Genomic DNA, 17,222 nt, shown 5'->3' with positions numbered 1-17,222 from the left:
GGCAGTTAACGGCACATTCTCGTCATTTAGGGCTGCCCGGAGCGCCTCATTAATCGCGGTCTGATAGCCAATGCCTCTGGCTTCAGCCCGCGCTCGAAATGACTCAATAATGTCGTTGTCAAGCATGATGGTGATGCGGGTCTTCCCGGGAGATTCTACGGCAGGGCCTCGTTTACCCTTACTGAAGTCATACTCTTTACGCATGGTAGTTCCTTGCCTCGTTTCGGCTGGCTTTTCGCGCGGAAATGATTCGGACCCGATCATCCCGCGGGGTGTGGACTACGACCAGAATTCGTCCCAGGGAATCTGCGCCAAGAGTGACGAAGCGGAGCTCACCTTCCGAGTCGGGATCCTCAATGGTGAGGCCAAGTGGATCGCGGAGCGCCTGCTCCGCATGCGCAAAGCTGACGCGGTGTTTGCGGAGGTTAAATGCCGCCTTTTCCGGGTCGAATTCGATCTCCATGCGCCTGGTATGCACATGATATGCATATCAGTCAAGTGCGCCCAACGCCGCGCTCACCGGCAATTTTGGAGCGCAGCGGAAAAATTGTCCGAGTGCAGCGCATTGTTAGCACTTAAACGCGCTGAACAACATAGGAAGCGGAGTTATCGGACACCTTTATTTCATTCTCCGACCAGCTCAAATTTATTGACTTCGGAAAGTAAATTTCAACTTCTTCAATGCCTTGAATCGCAGGTCGTATGTAGTTTTCTATGAAAACTGAAATAACTTCACCTGCTTCTTCTTCCATGTGCTGCCAAGCAGCTTCGCCGTGGTAAAAAGCACCTCCACATGACATGTATTTTTCTGATAATTCAGTTAGCCGAGTAGAGGGTGTTGGATCGAGCACCAAAAGAACAGGGGTAAAACCGGCAGCTTGGCTCTCTTCTGCAAAAGATAGCTCCTCGCCGAATCGGCCTTGTCCGCTAGCTGCAATGGTAACTCGTAGCTTTAGCTCATAAGTTCTATTATTGCCTGGTACCAGACAATCAATTTGCCTACCTTTGTTAGTTGGTTGCCCATTCGAGTCTAATCGCTTTACTGGTGAATTTCTCGATCCAACAGGTTCACCACCAAGACAACTAGCCAAAAGCGGTTCAAATAAATAGCCCGTTTCCTGTGCCGAGCGATTATCAACGTCATATATCCACTTTCGCCAGACCATCCAGTTGGCGAGCAAAGTGGATTCACAGCACCCGTACTCCAATAATGATCTTGGCCCAATCTGATCCATGTTTGGCATGGGTTGTGCCGCTAAAATTCTCCTATATTTGACTCTTCGCCGATGAAGCGCGGTCAGATTCTCTATGTATAGCCCAAAGTCATTATCTTTCTCAAAAGCAGATCTCAAAACGCTTTCGACTTCACTCGCCGTAATACTCGATTCAGCTTGCTGATCAAACCAGCTCAAAGGGATTTTATAATAGTCCGGATTAGGCGTAGAAACCCGACTGGCCCCAAAATCTGCGTGCGACCATGCCAAATCATCGATCGCGATGGAAAGAAGCGCATACAGCTCTCCATCCGATATCACTACCTGCGCTTCACCAGCACCGTGCATTTTGCATTTAGCATACAGATTACGAAAAAATGCTGAGTTGGTCATATATCATCCAAATAGTACGTGTTGTTTCTGGCTTTGATTAGTCATGAGATCCAGCAACAACATGTCTGTTGCTTTTAGCGCAGGACTCATCGCCCCTGCCTTCGTTAATAAGTACCCTAAAAGCTTACCTTCATTGTTGGGTGCCCCTGAGAAGCCATAATCGTCTCGAATATGTTCGGCAAAAATTCGGGCAAGCATAGGGGGAATAGCATTTCCGATTTGCTGTATTTTTTGGGACGAAGTCCCACAAAATACAAAGTCATCTGGAAATGTTTGTATTCTAGCGGCCTCTCTGATCGTCAAAGGCCTATCCTCAACTGGATGGATTAATTCTCTTGTAGCTGCGCCTGTAATCGTAAGACTTGGCTCATTATCTATTAATCTTTTCAAGCCAGAAGGCGCACCGCCGCGCTTTTCCGTTGGTGTCCCATCCGCCACCCGTCGATTTGCCCGTTTTCTAAATGACTCATGCTGGAGATGGTCAGGCAAGTCCTTCATTGTTTGACCAGGCTTCAGCGTGGAAATTCTTTCTAGCTGAATACCTTTAATCACAGGACAGTAATGGTCTGTGATTTCTACTGCATTACCTCTAAGCAAAACGTCAAACTTATTTCGGGCAGGTTCGAGAATAGGTTTTAATAATTGATCTTTTGAATTAGCTGCTTTAGGCAGAGTATCAATTGCATGGGAAATGGTTATATCTGAATTTCTAAATATTTGGCCTGAAACCTTTATTGTTCCCTCCGGCATTTTATAGTTATGGCCGATTCTGTTGCCAACAACTAGAACCCTTTTTCTTCTCTGAGGAATCCCATACTCTTGTGAATATACTTTTTCTATCCTTATAAAATAACCAACCTCAATAAACGCCTTAGCCGCCTCATAAACATACTTCCCATTGTTTGAAGTTAACAACCCTTCAACATTTTCCATTATGAACCATTTGGGGCGCAAAACCTCTAAAGCTTTGATATAACTCTTCAAAAGATGATTTCTTGGATCATCCCAAAATCTAGTCCCAGCAGTCGAAAACCCTTGGCAGGGTGGGCCGCCAATAAGGACATCAAGGTCACCAGGTTCAACCTTGATATCTTTCAATATTTGGTTGAAATTAAGATTGTTAATATCTTCATTGCTACAAACAGCGTCGGGGAAGTTTTGTTTGTAGGTTTTGATAGCTGCGGAATCTTTGTCATTCGCATACAGTATCTCGTAACCTGCTTGTTTGAAGCCCAGAGAACATCCACCTGCACCACAAAATAAGCTAATCGCTGTTGGTTTCTTCACTCTTTAGCCACCATAGGTAAATCCAAAACTGTTAATAATGCACCGAGGGCTACGTTATTGGTAGTGCTAACTACAACTATCTGGAAAAAGTCAGAACCGTCATTTAGCCTGAAAAATTCTGTTTAGGCTGCAGCGGGACGGGCAGTCTGGTGGAATGCTTCGTGGATTCATGGGGTTAACTCCTGCGGGCGCCTCTTTGATTATGACTTCTATCCGGTTAGTTCGCAAATTTCCTACAGCCGAAAGCGTGATTCTCTGATTTTGCTTCAAGGTGACTGCTGGTCCAATCGGGTCAGGCACTACTGTCCGTTCTGTCTATGGCCCGCAAGCTTCTTGATTTAATGCGCGATGCCATTCGCGCTCGACATTACAGCTATCGCACCGAGCAAACCTATGCGCATTGGGTTCGGCGCTTTATCCTGTTCCATGGCAAGCGTCATCCAAGGGAGATGGGCAAACGCGAGATCGAAGCGTACCTGACTCACCTTGCCGTAGATCGGCACGTGGCTGCGTCTACGCAAAATCTGGCTCTGAGTGCCATTTTGTTTCTTTATCGACATGTGCTTGAAATCGAGCTTCCATGGCTGGACGACGTGGTCCGCGCAAAGCGCCCCGCACGTATTCCGGTGGTTCTTTCGATTGACGAGGTCCGGAGGATTCTGGCCCACTTGCCACCGCCGCATGACCTGGTGGTCAAGCTGTTGTATGGCTCGGGGCTGCGGATCATCGAGGCGCTCCGGCTCAGGGTAAAGGACGTTGATTTTCGTCGGCGCGAGTTGATCATTCGGGATGCCAAGGGGGCCAAGGATCGGGTGACGGTGCTGGCGGACTCATGTATCACTGCCTTGCAGTCCAGGGTGGAACAAGCCGTGGAGTTGGCGGCACTGGATCGGCAACTCGGCCAAGGTGGGGTACTTCTACCGACCGCGCTGGACCGCAAGTATCCGAATGCTCGCTTTGAGCCCGCTTGGCAATACCTGTTCGCTGCGCGCGGCTTTGGCCGCGATCCGCGCTCTGGCCGCATGGGGCGACACCACGTGCTCGACAGCACGGTTCAAAAGTCGGTCAAGCGCGCCGCGCGAGCTGCAGAGATCCGCAAACCGGTCACCTGCCATGCTTTTCGCCACAGCTTTGCCACTCACCTGCTGGAGTCAGGCGCCGACATCCGCACGGTTCAGCAATTGCTGGGCCACTCGGACGTGCGCACCACGATGATCTACACGCATGTTATCAATCGCGGTGCGCTGGGCGCGCGTAGTCCGCTGGATATGGCCTGATCCTTTTGTTTCGTCCACGCTACCGCAGCGCGGGTGCTCAACGCAGCGCGCTGTCCGGGCGCTGGTCGGCTGGGGTTTTTCAAGTCTGGTCTACCCGCCGCGCGCCCCGGCCTTGAGTCTAGCGCCGGGGACGGGCGTAATCCAGTGAGCGGCCCGACTGGAGGCTAGCCGGCGATCTCGCTTAAGACTTTCTCGGCCGCGGCCAGCGTTTCGATGACGTCGGCCGGGGAATGGGCGCTGGAGACAAAGCCGGCCTCGAACGCGCTGGGGGCGAGGTAAATGCCTTCGGCCAGCATGCCGGTGAAGAATTTCTTGAACCGCTCCAGGTCGCAGGCGGCGGCCTCGTCGAAGTTGGTCACACGCTCAGCATCGCTGAAGAAGAAGCCGAACATGCCGCCCACGGCAACCGTGGTCATCGGTATGCCGGCCGCGTCGGCCTTGGCCTGCAGGCCGTCGGCCAGGCTTGCCGTGATTTGGCCGAGATGCTCGTAGAAATTGGGCTGGCCGAGCAGCTCGAGGTTGGCGATGCCGGCGGCCATGGCGACCGGGTTGCCGGACAGGGTGCCGGCCTGGTAGACGGGCCCGGACGGGGCGACCAGCTTCATGTATTCGGCCTTGCCGCCGAAGGCTCCGACCGGCATGCCGGCGCCAATGACCTTGCCGAAGCAGGTCAGGTCCGGGGTGATGCCGTACAGGCCCTGGGCGCCTTTCGGGTGGACGCGAAAGCCGGTCATGACCTCGTCGAACAGCAGGGCTGAGCCGTAGCGGTCGCACAACTCGCGCAGGCCCTCCAGGAACCCCGACTCGGGCAGGATGCAGTTCATGTTGCCGGCGATCGGTTCGACGGCCACGCAGGCGATTTCGTCCGGATACTGCTTGAACAGGGCCTCGACCGAATCGAGGTCGTTGAAGCGCGCGTTCAGGGTCAGCTCGGCCAGGGCCTTGGGCACGCCCGGCGAGGTTGGTACGCCCAGGGTCTGGGCACCGCTGCCGGCCTTGACCAGGAAGCTGTCGGCGTGGCCGTGGTAGCAGCCCTCGAACTTGATGAAGCGTTCGCGCCCGGTCGCCGCGCGGGCCACGCGCATGGCGCTCATCGCGGCCTCGGTGCCTGAGTTGACCATGCGCACCTGGTCCAGCGAGGGGATCATCTCGCACAGCATCTCGGCCATGGTGACCTCGCCCGGCGAGGGCGTGCCGAAACTCAAGGAATTGGCGGCCGCATGCTGGACCGCTTCGACGATCTTCGGGTGAGCGTGGCCACAGATCATCGGCCCCCAGGAGCCGATGTAGTCGATGAAGCGCTTGCCATCCACGCTCCACATGTGCGCGCCTTCCGCACGCTCGAAAAACACCGGCTCGCCGCCGACGGCGGCAAAGGCGCGCACGGGTGAGTTGACGCCGCCGGGCATGTGGACGCGGGCGCGGGCGAACAGGTCGTGGCTGAGGCTCATGTCAATCTGGCTCCGTTGTCATCTTGGGGTGGGTGGCAGCGCCGACCTGCGCGAACGGGCTGCCGATGCATTCATTTACAATAGCGCGCTTTGTCGTTACGCATTACAAGAGGAATGATATCCGTGAGCGAGGAACAGGAATTCAAAAGCTGGATGTGCATCGTCTGCGGCTGGATCTACCACGAGGAAGAAGGCGCGCCCGACGACGGCATTCCGCCCGGCACGCGCTGGGAAGACGTGCCCGAATCCTGGGTCTGCCCGGACTGCGGGGCGGGCAAGGAAGATTTCGAGATGGTCGAGATCTAGAAAAACCGCCGCCCTATCCTGCGCTGACGATGCCGCTGAGCCAGCGGCCATCCGGCCACAATCGGAACCAGCGCGCCTTGGGCCCGGTCGGGTCGAGCGTAAAGCGGTCCATGCCGGGCTGACTGTTGGCCACGCTCGAGGGCGCAGAAAGGCAGGCGATGCCGCGATGCTGGCCGCTGAACGCCTGGTGCACGTGGCCGAAAGCAACGACCTTGACCGCCTGCGGGTTTAGCATCGCCCAGAAACGCTCCGGTTCGATCAGCGGATACTTATCGATCCAGGGCGAACCCACCGCGATCGGCTGGTGATGAACAAACACGATGGTCGGGCGCTCGGCCGGCAGATCCTGCAGCGGCGCCGCCCGCACATCGTCCAGGTGTCCCTCGGGCCGATCCGAAACGGCCGAATCCACCAGCACGATCCGCCAGCCGCCCCAATCCAGCAACGGACCGGCCCGGTAGCCAGCTGCATCGAACACCTCGCTCATCGTGGCCCGCTCATCATGGTTGCCCGGGATCCAGGCCGTGTCTGGGGCCAGGCCAGCGATCATCCGGGCGGCCCGGCGGTAGGCTTCGGCGGAGCCGTCCTCGGCCACATCCCCGCTCAGCACCACCCCGTCCGGCGCCAGCAGCCGGCAGGCCGGCAGCAGGCTGAGCAAATTGGCATCGGCGTTCTGACCGCGGTACTCAGCGCCTGGATCGGCCGACAGATGGCAGTCGGACAACTGCACAAGAGTGAAGGGCTTGGTCATCGGGAAAGCAATCCGCTGCGGTCGCTCGCTCATTTTCGCAGATCCGTATCAAAGGGCATAATGCAGTCTGACTTCGACGTGGAGCGCTATCGATGAACTTCTCCACCCCGGATCTGTGCGACGCCTACCCCGAGCAGGTGGAGGTGGTCACCGGACTGCACTGGCGCAGCTACGGCGGCAAGACCGCCTTCTACGGCCCGATCGAAACGGTCAAGTGCTTCGAGGACAATTCACGGGTCAAGGACTGCCTGTCCGAGAAGGGCGATGGCCGGGTGTTGGTGGTCGACGGCGGCGGCTCGCTGCGTCATGCCCTGATCGGCGACCAGATCGCGGCCACTGCGGCCGACAAAGGCTGGTGCGGCGTCATCATCCACGGCGCCTGCCGCGACGTGGACGTGCTGTCCGGGATCGACTTCGGCGTCATGGCGCTTGACGCGGTGCCGATCAAGAGCGTGCGCCGCGGCGAGGGCCAGGCGGGCCTGCCGGTGTCTTTCGGTCGCGTCCTGTTCAAGCCCGGCGACTGGGTCTACGCCGACGTCAACGGCATCATCTGTGCCCGCCGCGAGTTGACCTGAGCAGGTCGCCTCAGTCACGCGGCTCATCAATGTCCTTCTGGGCCTGATCCTGACGACGGGGTTTGCTGTAGCGGCGAATGAACAAGGCCAGGAAAAAGGCGAATACACCCAGAATGATCGGGCCAATCCACACTTCCAGGCTGGAATCGGCCGGATTGAGCGCGGCCAGCGGCGAACGTTCATCGGGGTCCATATAGCCGGAGGGCTCCGAATCATTCGGTGGCGTTTCATCCTGCGCGGAAGAATAGCCTGGCACCGCCAGGCCAAGGACCAGTAACAGGAACGAAGTCGCGATCAATCGCATGGGTCTCCTTGCGGGTACGTTCAGTTTTACCCTAACAGCGGCAGGGCGAAGAATTCAGCAAATCGCGCTTAGAAGCTGCCGCGTTGGCCCCGGCTGGCTTCAGGCACGTCGCGACAATCCGATCACGGCCAGCAGCACCAGCGCAAACCCGATCCACTGTAACCAGACCAGCGACAGGCCGAGCAGGGCGATTTCACCCATCAGCGTCAGCAGCGGCGCCAGCGCGATCAGGCTGGCCGCGACCGTGGCGAAGGTGCGATTGAAGACCTGGTACAAGGCGACGGTAAACGCAGCCATGCACAGGCCAGCCAACAGCAGCCAGGGCCAGGTCTGAACAACCGCATCGCCGCCGTCACGAACAATCCAGGGCAGCGCCAGGACGAGAATCAGCGCGCCACCGATGGCACGGCCGGCAGCAACCACATCGGGCTCCTGATCGTTGAGCGAGCGTTTGGCGATCACATCGGCCAGTCCGATCATCGGCAGGGTGGACAGCAGCAGCCAGAAGGGCCATCCGGTCAGCGACAGCGCGCCGTTGCGCTCCAGGTTCATCAACAGCAGGCCGGCACAGACCAGACCGATCCAGGCATAGGCGCGCAAATCCAGGCGCTCGCGCAGCAGCATTCTCGCCGCCAGCGCCGTCGCTGCCGGGTAGGCGGACTGGAACAAGGCGCGGTTTGCGGCGCTGGTCTCGGTCATGGCCAGAATCCCGAACAGGGACACCAGACCGCTGCCCAGGACGCCGATCAGCAGAAGCGAAACGGCTTGCCGGGCGCTGATCGATCGCAGCCGGCTTACCTGACCGCGCGCAAGCAGCCAGCCGACCACCGCGGCCGCCGTGACCAGCGCACTGGAAAACGCCACCAGCAGCGACGAGGCACCCTGGGCCAGCGCCATCTTGTGGGCCAGGGGTGCCGCGCCCAGCGCGAGAACGGCGACCAGCAGCCAAGCCCATAGCCAGACAATGCGGTCTTTCAGAATTGGAGGCTCCAGCCTGAATACAAGGTCTCACGCTAGCGTGATTGCATGAGTGTCGCGCAAAAGGAAGACGGATCGAATGAACCTGTGCGGGTGGCGAGCCCGGAATGGCGGTGAAGCCGGGTCTCCGGGACCGTCAGGGGATCGCGGCAATCGTCAAAAATGCAGCGAAAATGACGAGGTGAAGCCCACCCTGCAGGATCGTTGTTCGACCCATGGCCAGCGAGAGGGTTGCAACGAACAGTGACAACAGCAGCAACACGATATGCTCCGCCTCCAGCCCCAGCGTCAGTGGCTGACCCAGGGCAATGGACAGGAAGGCCACCGCGGGTATGGTCAGGCAGATGCTGGCCAGGGCCGAGCCCAGCGCCAGGTTCAGGCTGGTCTGAAGTCGATTGGCGCGCGCGGCGCGCAGCGCAGCGGTGCCCTCGGGCAGCAAAACGGTCATGGCAATCACGACCCCGACGAGGGCGGCGGGCAGGCCGGCGCGCTCGACCGCGTGTTCAACGCTCGGCGCCAGGATCTCGGCCAGCAAGACCACGCCCAGGAGTGCGGCAGGCAACAGGAACAAAGCAATACCCAGCGCCCGCCCTCCTGGCTTGTGCTCCGCGAGCTCTTCCACGCGCGGATCGCTGAAATCTCCGCGATGACGCACCATCTGCACGAACAGAAACAGCGCATAAAGCCCCAGCGACACAATCGCCACGAACAGCAATTGAGGTGTGGCGTAAACGGGGCCCGGCACCGCAAGCGTGTAGTTGGGTAGCACCAGGGCGAGAACGGCAACCGTGGCTAAAACGGCGAGCGCCCCGACGGCACCGCGCGCGACGAAATCCTGTTCGCGGAAACGAATGCCGCCGACCAGAAGGCAGATTCCAACAATCCCATTCAACACGATCATGATCGCCGCAAACACCGTGTCGCGGGCAATTTCGCTGGTTCCAGCCGGCGCCTTGAGCAGCACCGAGACAATGAGCGCAACCTCGATCATGGTCACGGCAAGCGCCAGCAAGATCGCGCCATAGGGATCACCCAGGCGCGCGGCAATGGTCTCTGCGTGATGCACGGCCGCCAAAACCGTGGCCAACAGCAGCAGACCCGCGAATGGCACCAGCCACCCCGGCAAGGGCCCCGACCACAGCACCATAAACGCCGCGGCAACGACCAGGGCGAACACCGGCACCAGCACTGACCTCAGCGGGACCGGAAAAAACTTGCGTACCGCGCTCACGCGCCCAGCCACTCGGTCAACACCATCGTCCCCATCTCTTAGTTTAGGCCCACGATCATAGGGTAACCATATCAGCAGGGCGGATTGATTCGCCATCTGATCGGGTAAGCTTTGCCGATGTCTTGTCGTGCCTCGGTGGCGGCTTCAACGCGGGAGCAAATCCATGTCTGGCTGCTGTCGGCCTACCACGCCGACAGCCATGCCGCCTGGGCCAACTGGCTGACCGCGACCTTCCCCTCTATCGACTGGCAAATGCTCACTCTGCCCGGGCGTCACTTTGCCTGGCGCATTCGTGGCAATCCATTGAGCTGGCTGGATGCTCTGCCCGAACGGCGCCCTGACCTGATCATGGCCACCTCCATGGTTGACCTGGCCACGCTCAAGGGTCTGCATCCGCAGCTGCACGATGTACCCAGCTGGCTGTACTTTCATGAAAACCAGTTCGCCTACCCGCAAAGCCAGCGCCAGTTTCGCAGCCTGGACCCTTGCATGGTTCAGCTCTACGCCGCGCTGGCCGCCGATCGCTTGCTGTTCAACTCGCGCTTTAACCGCGACAGCTTTCTCGCCGGGATCGAGGCACTGATGCAGCGCCTGCCCGATCATCAGCCGGCGGGGTTGCGGGCTCGCCTGGAATCCCGCTGCGACGTGCTGCCAGTACCTGTTCGGTCGATAAAAGCCGGCAAAAGCCGCGATTGTAGGCTGATTGTCTGGAATCATCGCTGGGAATACGACAAGGCGCCGGATCGTTTCGCCGCGGCGATGATGGCGCTGGACGCTCTCGGGGTGGATTTCCGGGTGGCCTTGCTCGGGAAGCGGTCCGAAAGCGCCCCGGAAGCATTGGTCCGCATCCGAAAGCAACTCGGTCACCGGATCATCGCCGACGGTCATCTGCCCCGCGACGAATACGAGTCCTTGCTCGGCCGGGCCGGCATCATAGTCAGCACCGCCTTGCACGAGTTTCAGGGGCTGAGTGTGCTGGAAGCCGCCAGCGCCGGCGCCCGGCCACTTGTGCCGGATGCGCTGTGTTATGCCGAACAGTACCCGGCTGAGTATCGCTATCGGCCAGACGATCCGAAGGCGCTGAGCGAAAAACTACAACACTGGCTGACCGGCACCTTGCCGCCGCAATTTCGGCCTGATGACTGGCTGGTACCATCGCTGGCGCCAAAATGGAAGGGCCTGATCAACTCGATCGAAAAGCGTTGAGCATCGCCTGCCGCGCCAGCGCGCTCGTCAGTCCGAGGCCAGCTGGGTCTCGATCTCGCTCAGCCTTTCGCGCGCCTCAATCGTGCGATGAAAATCCACGCCCGCGGTGGCTTCCAGATCGACGACCGCCTGAGACAGGGCGCGCTGCGCTTCTTCAAGCAGGCCGGCATCCCCTGCACTACGCCCCAGGCCAAGGCGAAACATACCCAGCCTGAAGCGATTGTCCGGCTCCAGGCGCTCGGCTTGCGCCAGCGCGCTGCGGTGCAAGGCCAAAGCTTCCCCGGTCCTGCCCAGGTCGAGCAGGCAGTTCGCCAGGTTATAGTCGGTGACAAGGCTCTGGCCGTGTTCGGTCCCGTAGATTTCATGGGCGCTGTCCCGGGCGCGCTGGTAGAACGGCAGCGCCTCTGCGGGTCGTCCCTGCTGGCGAAGGCTGCCGGCGAGATTGCTGACAGAAGGCAGCACCATTGGATGGTCAGGACCAAACAGGTCTTCCCCCATGGCCAGCGCACGGCGCAGCAGTGGCTCAGCTTGAGCGTATTCCTGCTGGCGCAGATAGACCACGGCCAGATCGTTCAGGGTGCTGATCTCGGCCGCTTCCGCGCGCGGATCCTCCCAGATCGAAATTTCTTCCAGGACCTGGCGATAGCGCTCGATCGCCGAATCGAAGCGGAAATCATCGGAATACACCTGCGCGAGAATACGCAGCGCGCTCATGCGCTCGGCCATGGCTGTGCCGTCGTCCAGTCCCTGCGAAAACTCGACGGCCTCCAGCAGCAAGGCCTCGGCGTCGGCGTAGCGCTGCTGGGCCTGGAACGCGCTCGCCTTGACGGTGAGCGCCGCCAGCGCGAGTGAATCGGATGGGGAAAACTCCGACCGGATCGGGCCCAGCGCACGGTCGATCTGCTCCAGGGCCTGTTCGGGCCGCCCCAACAGCAACTCGATCTGGGCCAGTTCCACGAGTGCACCCAGATAGACTCGACGTGGTCCAGCCGTCTCGCTCAGATCGACCGCCGAGGCGATCTGCTGGCGCGCGACCTCATGCTCACCCACGGCCCGGTAAGCCGCGCCAATGGTGTACTGAATGTCGGCCAGCACCTGCGGCTGTTGTTCCAGCTCGATCGCTGCGCGTTCAGCCCCCTGGCTGAGTACCCGGCGAAGCAGGGCGGTGTCGAAACCCTCCGCCCAGACCGGATCGACCGAGCGGAAAAGGTTCTGGACAAACCGGGCCGTCTGCTCTGCCCGCTCTGCCTGGACTCGCGCGCGGTCGCGTTCTTGCTGGGCCTGGGTCAGGCCCCAGGTCGCCAGCGTCAGCCCGGCCAAAAGGGCGACCAGAATCGCCGTCGCGGCGGCCACCGGCAGCCGGTTGCGGCTGAAGAACTTGCGCCATCGGTATCGCAGGGTAGGCGGCACAGCTTCGACCGGTCGGTTGTCCAGATGGCGTGAGATCTCGTCAGCCAGGGCAGCGGCCGAGGCATAGCGCCGCTCGCGGTTCGGCGAGATCGCGCGGGCAATGATCCAGCGCAGTTCCTCGGGCAGTTGGCGGGCAGCGGCCACGGCTTCCGGCGAAAAGCCGGTCTCTGGCGAAGCCGCTGGCCAGGCTGTCCGTGTCTCGAGAACCTCGCAGAACGAACTCAGGACATCTCCGGAACTGTCCGCCAGCGGCCGCAGGCCGGTGAGCAGCTCGAACAACAGAATGCCCAGCGCGTACACGTCGGTCCGGGTATCCAGACTGGCCGGATCACCGGCCAGCTGCTCGGGGCTCATGTAAGCCCGAGTACCGGCACGCTCGGTCCGGATAACGCCTGATTCCAGCTCACCCAGCAGGGTGGTGGCCACCCCGAAGTCGATCAGCTTGGGCAGGGCCCGACCATCGACTTCGCTGACCAGAATATTGGCCGGTTTGAGATCGCGGTGAATTATGCCGCGCTGGTGGGCGTGCTGCACGCCCTGACAGACGCGCAGAAACAAGCTCAGGCGGTCGTCGGCACCCAGTGCTTGATCGTCGCAGTAGTCCAGAATGGGCTCCCCGCGAACCCACTCCATGGCAAACCAGGGCCTGCCCTGCTCGGTCTGGCCGGCATCCAGCACCTGGGCGATGTAGGGATGGTGCATGCGCGCCAGCAGTGCACACTCGACCTCGAACAGCGTACGGCCCGCCGAGCGGCTGAGCTCGGCCCGGATCAGCTTGATCGCGACCTGGCGCTCCACCGGCTCGGTCTGTTCGGCCAGGTAGACCTCACCCATGCCACCAGAGCCCAAAAGACGCTGCAGTCGATAGGGGCCAATGCGGGCCGGCGCGTTCTGACCGCCAACCGGACCCGTCTCACCCTGTCCTTCGACCTGGGTGCGATCGTCTTCCGGCTCGGTTTTCTTCGACGTACTCACGTCCCGGATTATAGGCCGCCGGCGGTTTGCGCAAAGCCGATCGCTATACTGTGGTTTCCGAGTTCACGCAGAGCGATCCCACATGAACAACTTCGTCGAATTGCTGGCGGCCTGGGCGCTGTTCCACGAAAGCGCCGACGAGGGCTGGAAAGCTGCGGTTGCGCGTGGTCGTGCACAGACGCCGGGCGCAATGAAGGACGGACCCGATGCGTTCGTGGAAGGACTGGCCGCGCTGGTGGACGAGGAGAAAGAGCGCCTCAAGCAGCGTCTGGCTGAAGAATCGACAACACCAGAAAAGGGCACGCCGTCAGAGTCGGCCGAACGGCTCGAGCAGCTGGGCTTCGAGATCGCCGAACTGCGCGGCCAGGTGGAATCTCTTCAGGCATCCATCGATGGCATCGCAGACCAACTGCAGCGTTGACATCCCTGCGGGCCGTGGTCGGCGCATCCTGGCTCAAGCCGCCGCCGGCCTGCTTCGAACGCTCTGGCACTGTCGCTTCGGGCTTGTCGATGCCCAGCGGCGCCGGAAAATCGTGGGCCAGCAGGCGCGGCGTTTCTGCGAAGCGATGGGACCCTCGTTCATCAAACTCGGTCAGCTCGCCTCGGTGCGGCCCGACGTGTTCGCTCCGGAAACCGTATTCGAACTGGAGCGGCTCCAGGATCGGATCGCGCCGGTATCGACCCGGGTCATTCGAGAAGCGATCACCCGGCAGCTGGGGGCCGACCCGGATCGCGTATTCGCTGATTTCGACGACGAACCGTTGGCCGCCGCCTCGGTGGCCCAGGTACACCGTGCCCGCCTGCGCCAGGCATACCGTCCGGTCCGCGGCGCTGTGCTGCCGGCTGGCACCTGGGTGGCGGTCAAAGTGTTGCGCCCCGGCATTGACTCGATCATCGCCGCCGATCTGGCCATTGCCCGAAGATGGGCGCAGCGGCTGAGCCGCTTTCGGCGTCTGGCGCGATGGGGTCCGATCGAACTGGTCGATGAGTTTGCCGACATGCTGGGACGCGAGCTTGACCTTCGCAATGAAGGGCGCACCGCCGATCGCTTCGGCCACGACTTCAAGGATGATCCGCAGGTGCGCGTGCCGCGCATCATCTGGCGGCACAGCACCTCCAGGATTCTGGTCAGCGAGTTCGTCGAGGGTTGGCGGCTCAATGAACTGGGCGCGGCTGAACGAGCGGGCATCGATGCGCGCAGACTGGCCATACACGGGGCCGACGTCTTCATGCGCCAGGTGCTTGTGCTCGGTTATTTCCATGCCGACCTGCATCCGGCCAACCTCTTCGTCACGCCCGAGGGGCAACTGTGCTTTCTCGACTTTGGCATCGTCGGCACGACCACCGCCGCCCAGCAGGAGGCCATCGCCCAGGTGCTGGCCGGGCTGGTTTACGGGGATGCAGCGCGCGCACTGCGGTATTCTCGAAAACTCGGGCTGGAGATTCCGGAAACGCAGGTCGAGCCGATTCGCGCAAAAATCGAGCAGTTGGTTCATACCCACCTGCTGGCGCCGGCCACGGCCGACGTGCGCGGCTTTGCGCTGGGCTTTTTGTCCACGCTGACCGACTTCCGGGTTCGAATCCCCGCGGGCTACGGGCTGTTGATCAAGGCGCTGGTCACGGTGGAAGGTGTTTCGCACGCCATCTATCCGGATCTGGATCTGATGGAAGCCGCGCAACCGTTCGCCACGCGATTGATCGCGGCGCAGTTAATGCGCCCGGAGCGCCTGCGGGAACGCGTTGCTGCAGCGCGCAGCGCGGCTATGGAAGCGCTGCTGGCGTGAAGAAACTCAGCCCAGAGCGCCCGGCGGAAAGAGCAGGAGCATCACTTCGGCCAGGCTCCACCCAATCAAGGCCCCCACCAGCACGTCGGTCGGGTAGTGCAGCCCCAACAACGGTCGCGACAGCGCGATCAGACCGGCAAACACAAACAGGGCCGGCGCCAGTATCGGAAACCAGGCCGAACCCATGACCGCGAAGAAAACGGCGTGCAGGGTATGGCCAGAGGGGAAGCTGTAGCGATCCAGCGGCGCGGTCAGGCAGTTGATGTCGGCGTGAGAGATGTATGGACGCTCGCGCACCAGGGCTACCTTCAGCCCTTTGTAGATACCCAGACCGGCCACGGCACCCAACGCCATGACAAGTGCGGCTTCCAGCCCGGTTCGACCAGCCAGAATCGGCAAGCCAAGCAGGAAGGCATACCAGATCGGACCATTTCCCAGGCGACTGATGGCCTGGAAGGGGTAGCGCACCATCGGCCAGCGGCCAGCGCGATGAATGAACACGCACAAGCGGTATTCGAACAGCCCGATGGTCGCGAAAGTTCGAATCGGTTGGGACATGCGCGTTTCCTGGGTCAGTTTAATCGTCAGCTTATTTGGCAGAGTGCCGCATCCAGACAACCGTTGTATGGCAAAACGGTAACAGTTTGGTGACGCAACAAGCTGCCGCTGTCACCGCTTCTTGATGAACCGGTAATCGCCACGTCATGCACGCTGGCCACTATGCTGGGCATGAAAATCCTGCTCATCAGCGATGCCTGGCAACCCCAGATCAACGGCGTGGTTCGCACCCTGGAAAACACGCGGGTCGAACTTGCCGCAATGGGCCACGAGGTCCTTGTTATAGGACCGGACAGGTTCCATTCCGTTCCAATGCCCGGGTATCGGGAGATCCCGATTGCCCTGCGCCCTGCCGGTCGGCTTGCCAGGCTGATCGAGTCGTATGGGCCGACCTGCATCCATGTCGCGACCGAGGGACCGCTGGGGATGGCGGCGCGCCGCTGGTGTCTTCGTCACGAGGTTTCTTTCACGAGTTCATATCACACCCGTTTTCCGGAATATCTGCGGGTGCGCGCCCCGGTGCCGACCGGCTGGACCTATCGCTGGTTGAGGCGGTTCCATGCCGCGGCGACCAAAACCCTGGTGCGCAGCCGCACCCAGATGAAGCTGCTCGCCGCGCACGGGTTTTCCAATTTAGGTGTGTGGCCTGGCGGGGTGGATATCCACCTGTTCCGACCACGGCGGGAACGGGTGCTGGATCTGCCCCGCCCCATTGCCCTGTATGCAGGGCGGGTGGCGCCGGAAAAGTCACTCGAGGCGTTCTTGTCAGTCGACTTTCCCGGCAGCAAGGTCGTTGTCGGAGACGGGCCGGCTCGGAACACGCTGCAGAAACGCTTTCCGGGCGCGCATTTTCTCGGTTACCAACACGGTGAAGCGCTGGCCCGACACATCGCCTCCAGCGACGTGTTCGTCTTCCCAAGCCGGACCGACACCCTGGGCCTGGTAATGCTGGAAGCGATGGCTTGCGGGGTGCCGGTGGCCGCTTTCCCGGTGCCCGGGCCGGCTGACCTGGTGCTTCACGGCGTCAGCGGCTGCCTGGACAATGATCTCGCAGCGGCGATGCAAGGCGCGCTGGAACTCGACCGCAGCGATTGCCGGGTTTTTGCCAGCGAGTTCTCCTGGCGGCGCTGTACACAGACTTTTCTCGACCAGTTGCAGCCGGCCAACATCCACCCGTCCAACATCCCCGACCCTCTGGCGGCCGCCAACGCATAGCTCGGAGCGAACCGTGCGCGACGCTGCGGCCATTCCAGGCGCCTGATTCAGGGCAAGACAGAAGCTATCGAAAAAGGAAAGTGGGGGCCCCGGCCTGGAGATTGAGGAGGAGGAAAGGAGGAGAGCCGGCCGGGGCACCCCGCGCGTTGTCTGAACGCGAAACCATGATAACGAAAACTATTTGCACTTGCAAGTGGTTCTCATAAAAATTCCTGTTCATAAGGCAAGGCGCTGCCGGACCGGCAAAATCCGGCCGGATTGGCCGATACCGGCGTTCTTTCAGCGGTGTAAAGATCCGGGCACGAAT

At 60.6% G+C, this 17,222-nt stretch carries 18 protein-coding genes; 7 read left to right on the top strand and 11 right to left on the bottom strand.

Annotated features, from left to right (window positions below):
- From G3I74_RS05660 to G3I74_RS05645, 4 genes are all read right to left on the bottom strand, one after another.
- On the bottom strand, positions 1 to 204 hold a 204-nt coding region (locus G3I74_RS05660; RefSeq protein WP_239056624.1), incomplete at its 3' end, for a BrnA antitoxin family protein.
- Positions 197 to 463: a BrnT family toxin gene (locus tag G3I74_RS05655; RefSeq protein WP_164209321.1), complete on the bottom strand. Its 267-nt coding sequence runs from the start codon at positions 461 to 463 to the stop codon at positions 197 to 199. The genes G3I74_RS05655 and G3I74_RS05660, both read right to left, overlap by 8 nt.
- 112 nt (positions 464 to 575) lie before the next feature.
- Complete coding sequence (locus tag G3I74_RS05650) at positions 576 to 1,607, bottom strand: hypothetical protein (protein WP_203594569.1); 1,032 nt, start codon at positions 1,605 to 1,607, stop codon at positions 576 to 578.
- Positions 1,608 to 1,610: 3 nt separating this feature from the next.
- On the bottom strand, positions 1,611 to 2,894 hold the full coding sequence (locus G3I74_RS05645) for a DNA (cytosine-5-)-methyltransferase (protein ID WP_164210605.1): 1,284 nt from the start codon (positions 2,892 to 2,894) through the stop codon (positions 1,611 to 1,613).
- A 317-nt stretch (positions 2,895 to 3,211) separates the two neighbouring features.
- Here G3I74_RS05645 and G3I74_RS05640 point away from each other — a divergent pair, with 317 nt between their 5' ends.
- Positions 3,212 to 4,171, top strand: coding sequence for an integron integrase (locus tag G3I74_RS05640; protein ID WP_164210604.1), 960 nt, complete (start codon positions 3,212 to 3,214; stop codon positions 4,169 to 4,171).
- Positions 4,172 to 4,335: 164 nt separating this feature from the next.
- Here the strand turns inward: G3I74_RS05640 and hemL are convergent, their stop codons facing one another.
- Positions 4,336 to 5,622: a glutamate-1-semialdehyde 2,1-aminomutase gene (hemL, locus tag G3I74_RS05635; RefSeq protein ID WP_164210603.1), complete on the bottom strand. Its 1,287-nt coding sequence runs from the start codon at positions 5,620 to 5,622 to the stop codon at positions 4,336 to 4,338.
- Between the two features lie 153 nt (positions 5,623 to 5,775).
- Here hemL and G3I74_RS05630 point away from each other — a divergent pair, with 153 nt between their 5' ends.
- Positions 5,776 to 5,928: a rubredoxin gene (locus G3I74_RS05630; RefSeq protein WP_239056644.1), complete on the top strand. Its 153-nt coding sequence runs from the start codon at positions 5,776 to 5,778 to the stop codon at positions 5,926 to 5,928.
- 13 nt (positions 5,929 to 5,941) lie between these two features.
- Here the strand turns inward: G3I74_RS05630 and G3I74_RS05625 are convergent, their stop codons facing one another.
- A complete protein-coding gene (locus G3I74_RS05625; RefSeq protein WP_164210601.1) occupies positions 5,942 to 6,712 on the bottom strand; it encodes a metallophosphoesterase in 771 nt (256 codons plus the stop codon).
- A 59-nt stretch (positions 6,713 to 6,771) separates the two neighbouring features.
- Between G3I74_RS05625 and rraA the strand changes: the two genes are divergently transcribed.
- Entirely contained in the window at positions 6,772 to 7,254 is a 483-nt protein-coding gene (gene rraA / locus G3I74_RS05620) for a ribonuclease E activity regulator RraA (RefSeq protein WP_164210600.1), read from the top strand.
- 10 nt (positions 7,255 to 7,264) lie between these two features.
- Here the strand turns inward: rraA and G3I74_RS05615 are convergent, their stop codons facing one another.
- The 3 genes from G3I74_RS05615 to G3I74_RS05605 all read right to left on the bottom strand — a co-directional run bounded on the left by G3I74_RS05615 (position 7,265) and on the right by G3I74_RS05605 (position 9,767).
- Entirely contained in the window at positions 7,265 to 7,558 is a 294-nt protein-coding gene (locus G3I74_RS05615; RefSeq protein WP_164210599.1) for a hypothetical protein, read from the bottom strand.
- Between the two features lie 99 nt (positions 7,559 to 7,657).
- Positions 7,658 to 8,500 carry a DMT family transporter gene (locus tag G3I74_RS05610; protein WP_476726640.1) on the bottom strand — a complete coding sequence of 281 codons (843 nt, stop codon included), beginning with the start codon at positions 8,498 to 8,500 and terminating at the stop codon, positions 7,658 to 7,660.
- Between the two features lie 172 nt (positions 8,501 to 8,672).
- On the bottom strand, positions 8,673 to 9,767 hold the full coding sequence (locus G3I74_RS05605; protein ID WP_203594568.1) for a calcium:cation antiporter: 1,095 nt from the start codon (positions 9,765 to 9,767) through the stop codon (positions 8,673 to 8,675).
- A 117-nt stretch (positions 9,768 to 9,884) separates the two neighbouring features.
- Between G3I74_RS05605 and G3I74_RS05600 the strand changes: the two genes are divergently transcribed.
- Positions 9,885 to 10,973 (top strand): tRNA-queuosine alpha-mannosyltransferase domain-containing protein, encoded by a 1,089-nt coding sequence (locus G3I74_RS05600; protein ID WP_164210596.1) that lies wholly within the window; start codon positions 9,885 to 9,887, stop codon positions 10,971 to 10,973.
- A 27-nt stretch (positions 10,974 to 11,000) separates the two neighbouring features.
- Here the strand turns inward: G3I74_RS05600 and G3I74_RS05595 are convergent, their stop codons facing one another.
- Positions 11,001 to 13,358 (bottom strand): protein kinase domain-containing protein, encoded by a 2,358-nt coding sequence (locus G3I74_RS05595; RefSeq protein WP_164210595.1) that lies wholly within the window; start codon positions 13,356 to 13,358, stop codon positions 11,001 to 11,003.
- Positions 13,359 to 13,440: 82 nt separating this feature from the next.
- On the opposite strand from G3I74_RS05595, the gene G3I74_RS05590 reads away from it, so the two are divergent.
- Positions 13,441 to 13,779 (top strand): hypothetical protein, encoded by a 339-nt coding sequence (locus G3I74_RS05590; RefSeq protein WP_164210594.1) that lies wholly within the window; start codon positions 13,441 to 13,443, stop codon positions 13,777 to 13,779.
- Positions 13,751 to 15,142 (top strand): ABC1 kinase family protein, encoded by a 1,392-nt coding sequence (locus G3I74_RS05585; protein ID WP_164210593.1) that lies wholly within the window; start codon positions 13,751 to 13,753, stop codon positions 15,140 to 15,142. The genes G3I74_RS05590 and G3I74_RS05585 overlap by 29 nt, the downstream gene beginning before the upstream one ends.
- Before the next feature lie 6 nt (positions 15,143 to 15,148).
- Here G3I74_RS05585 and G3I74_RS05580 read toward each other — a convergent pair whose 3' ends face one another.
- Entirely contained in the window at positions 15,149 to 15,700 is a 552-nt protein-coding gene (locus G3I74_RS05580) for a phosphatase PAP2 family protein (protein WP_164210592.1), read from the bottom strand.
- A gap of 171 nt (positions 15,701 to 15,871) precedes the next feature.
- On the opposite strand from G3I74_RS05580, the gene G3I74_RS05575 reads away from it, so the two are divergent.
- Complete coding sequence (locus G3I74_RS05575; RefSeq protein ID WP_164210591.1) at positions 15,872 to 16,915, top strand: glycosyltransferase family 4 protein; 1,044 nt, start codon at positions 15,872 to 15,874, stop codon at positions 16,913 to 16,915.
- Positions 16,916 to 17,222 lie beyond the last annotated feature (307 nt).

It is taken from the genome of Wenzhouxiangella limi (genome assembly GCF_010499265.1).
Taxonomy (GTDB): Bacteria; Pseudomonadota; Gammaproteobacteria; order Xanthomonadales; family Wenzhouxiangellaceae; genus Wenzhouxiangella; species Wenzhouxiangella limi.
Note: the sequence above shows the minus strand (reverse complement) of the source record. Positions and strands in the feature narration are given on the sequence as shown.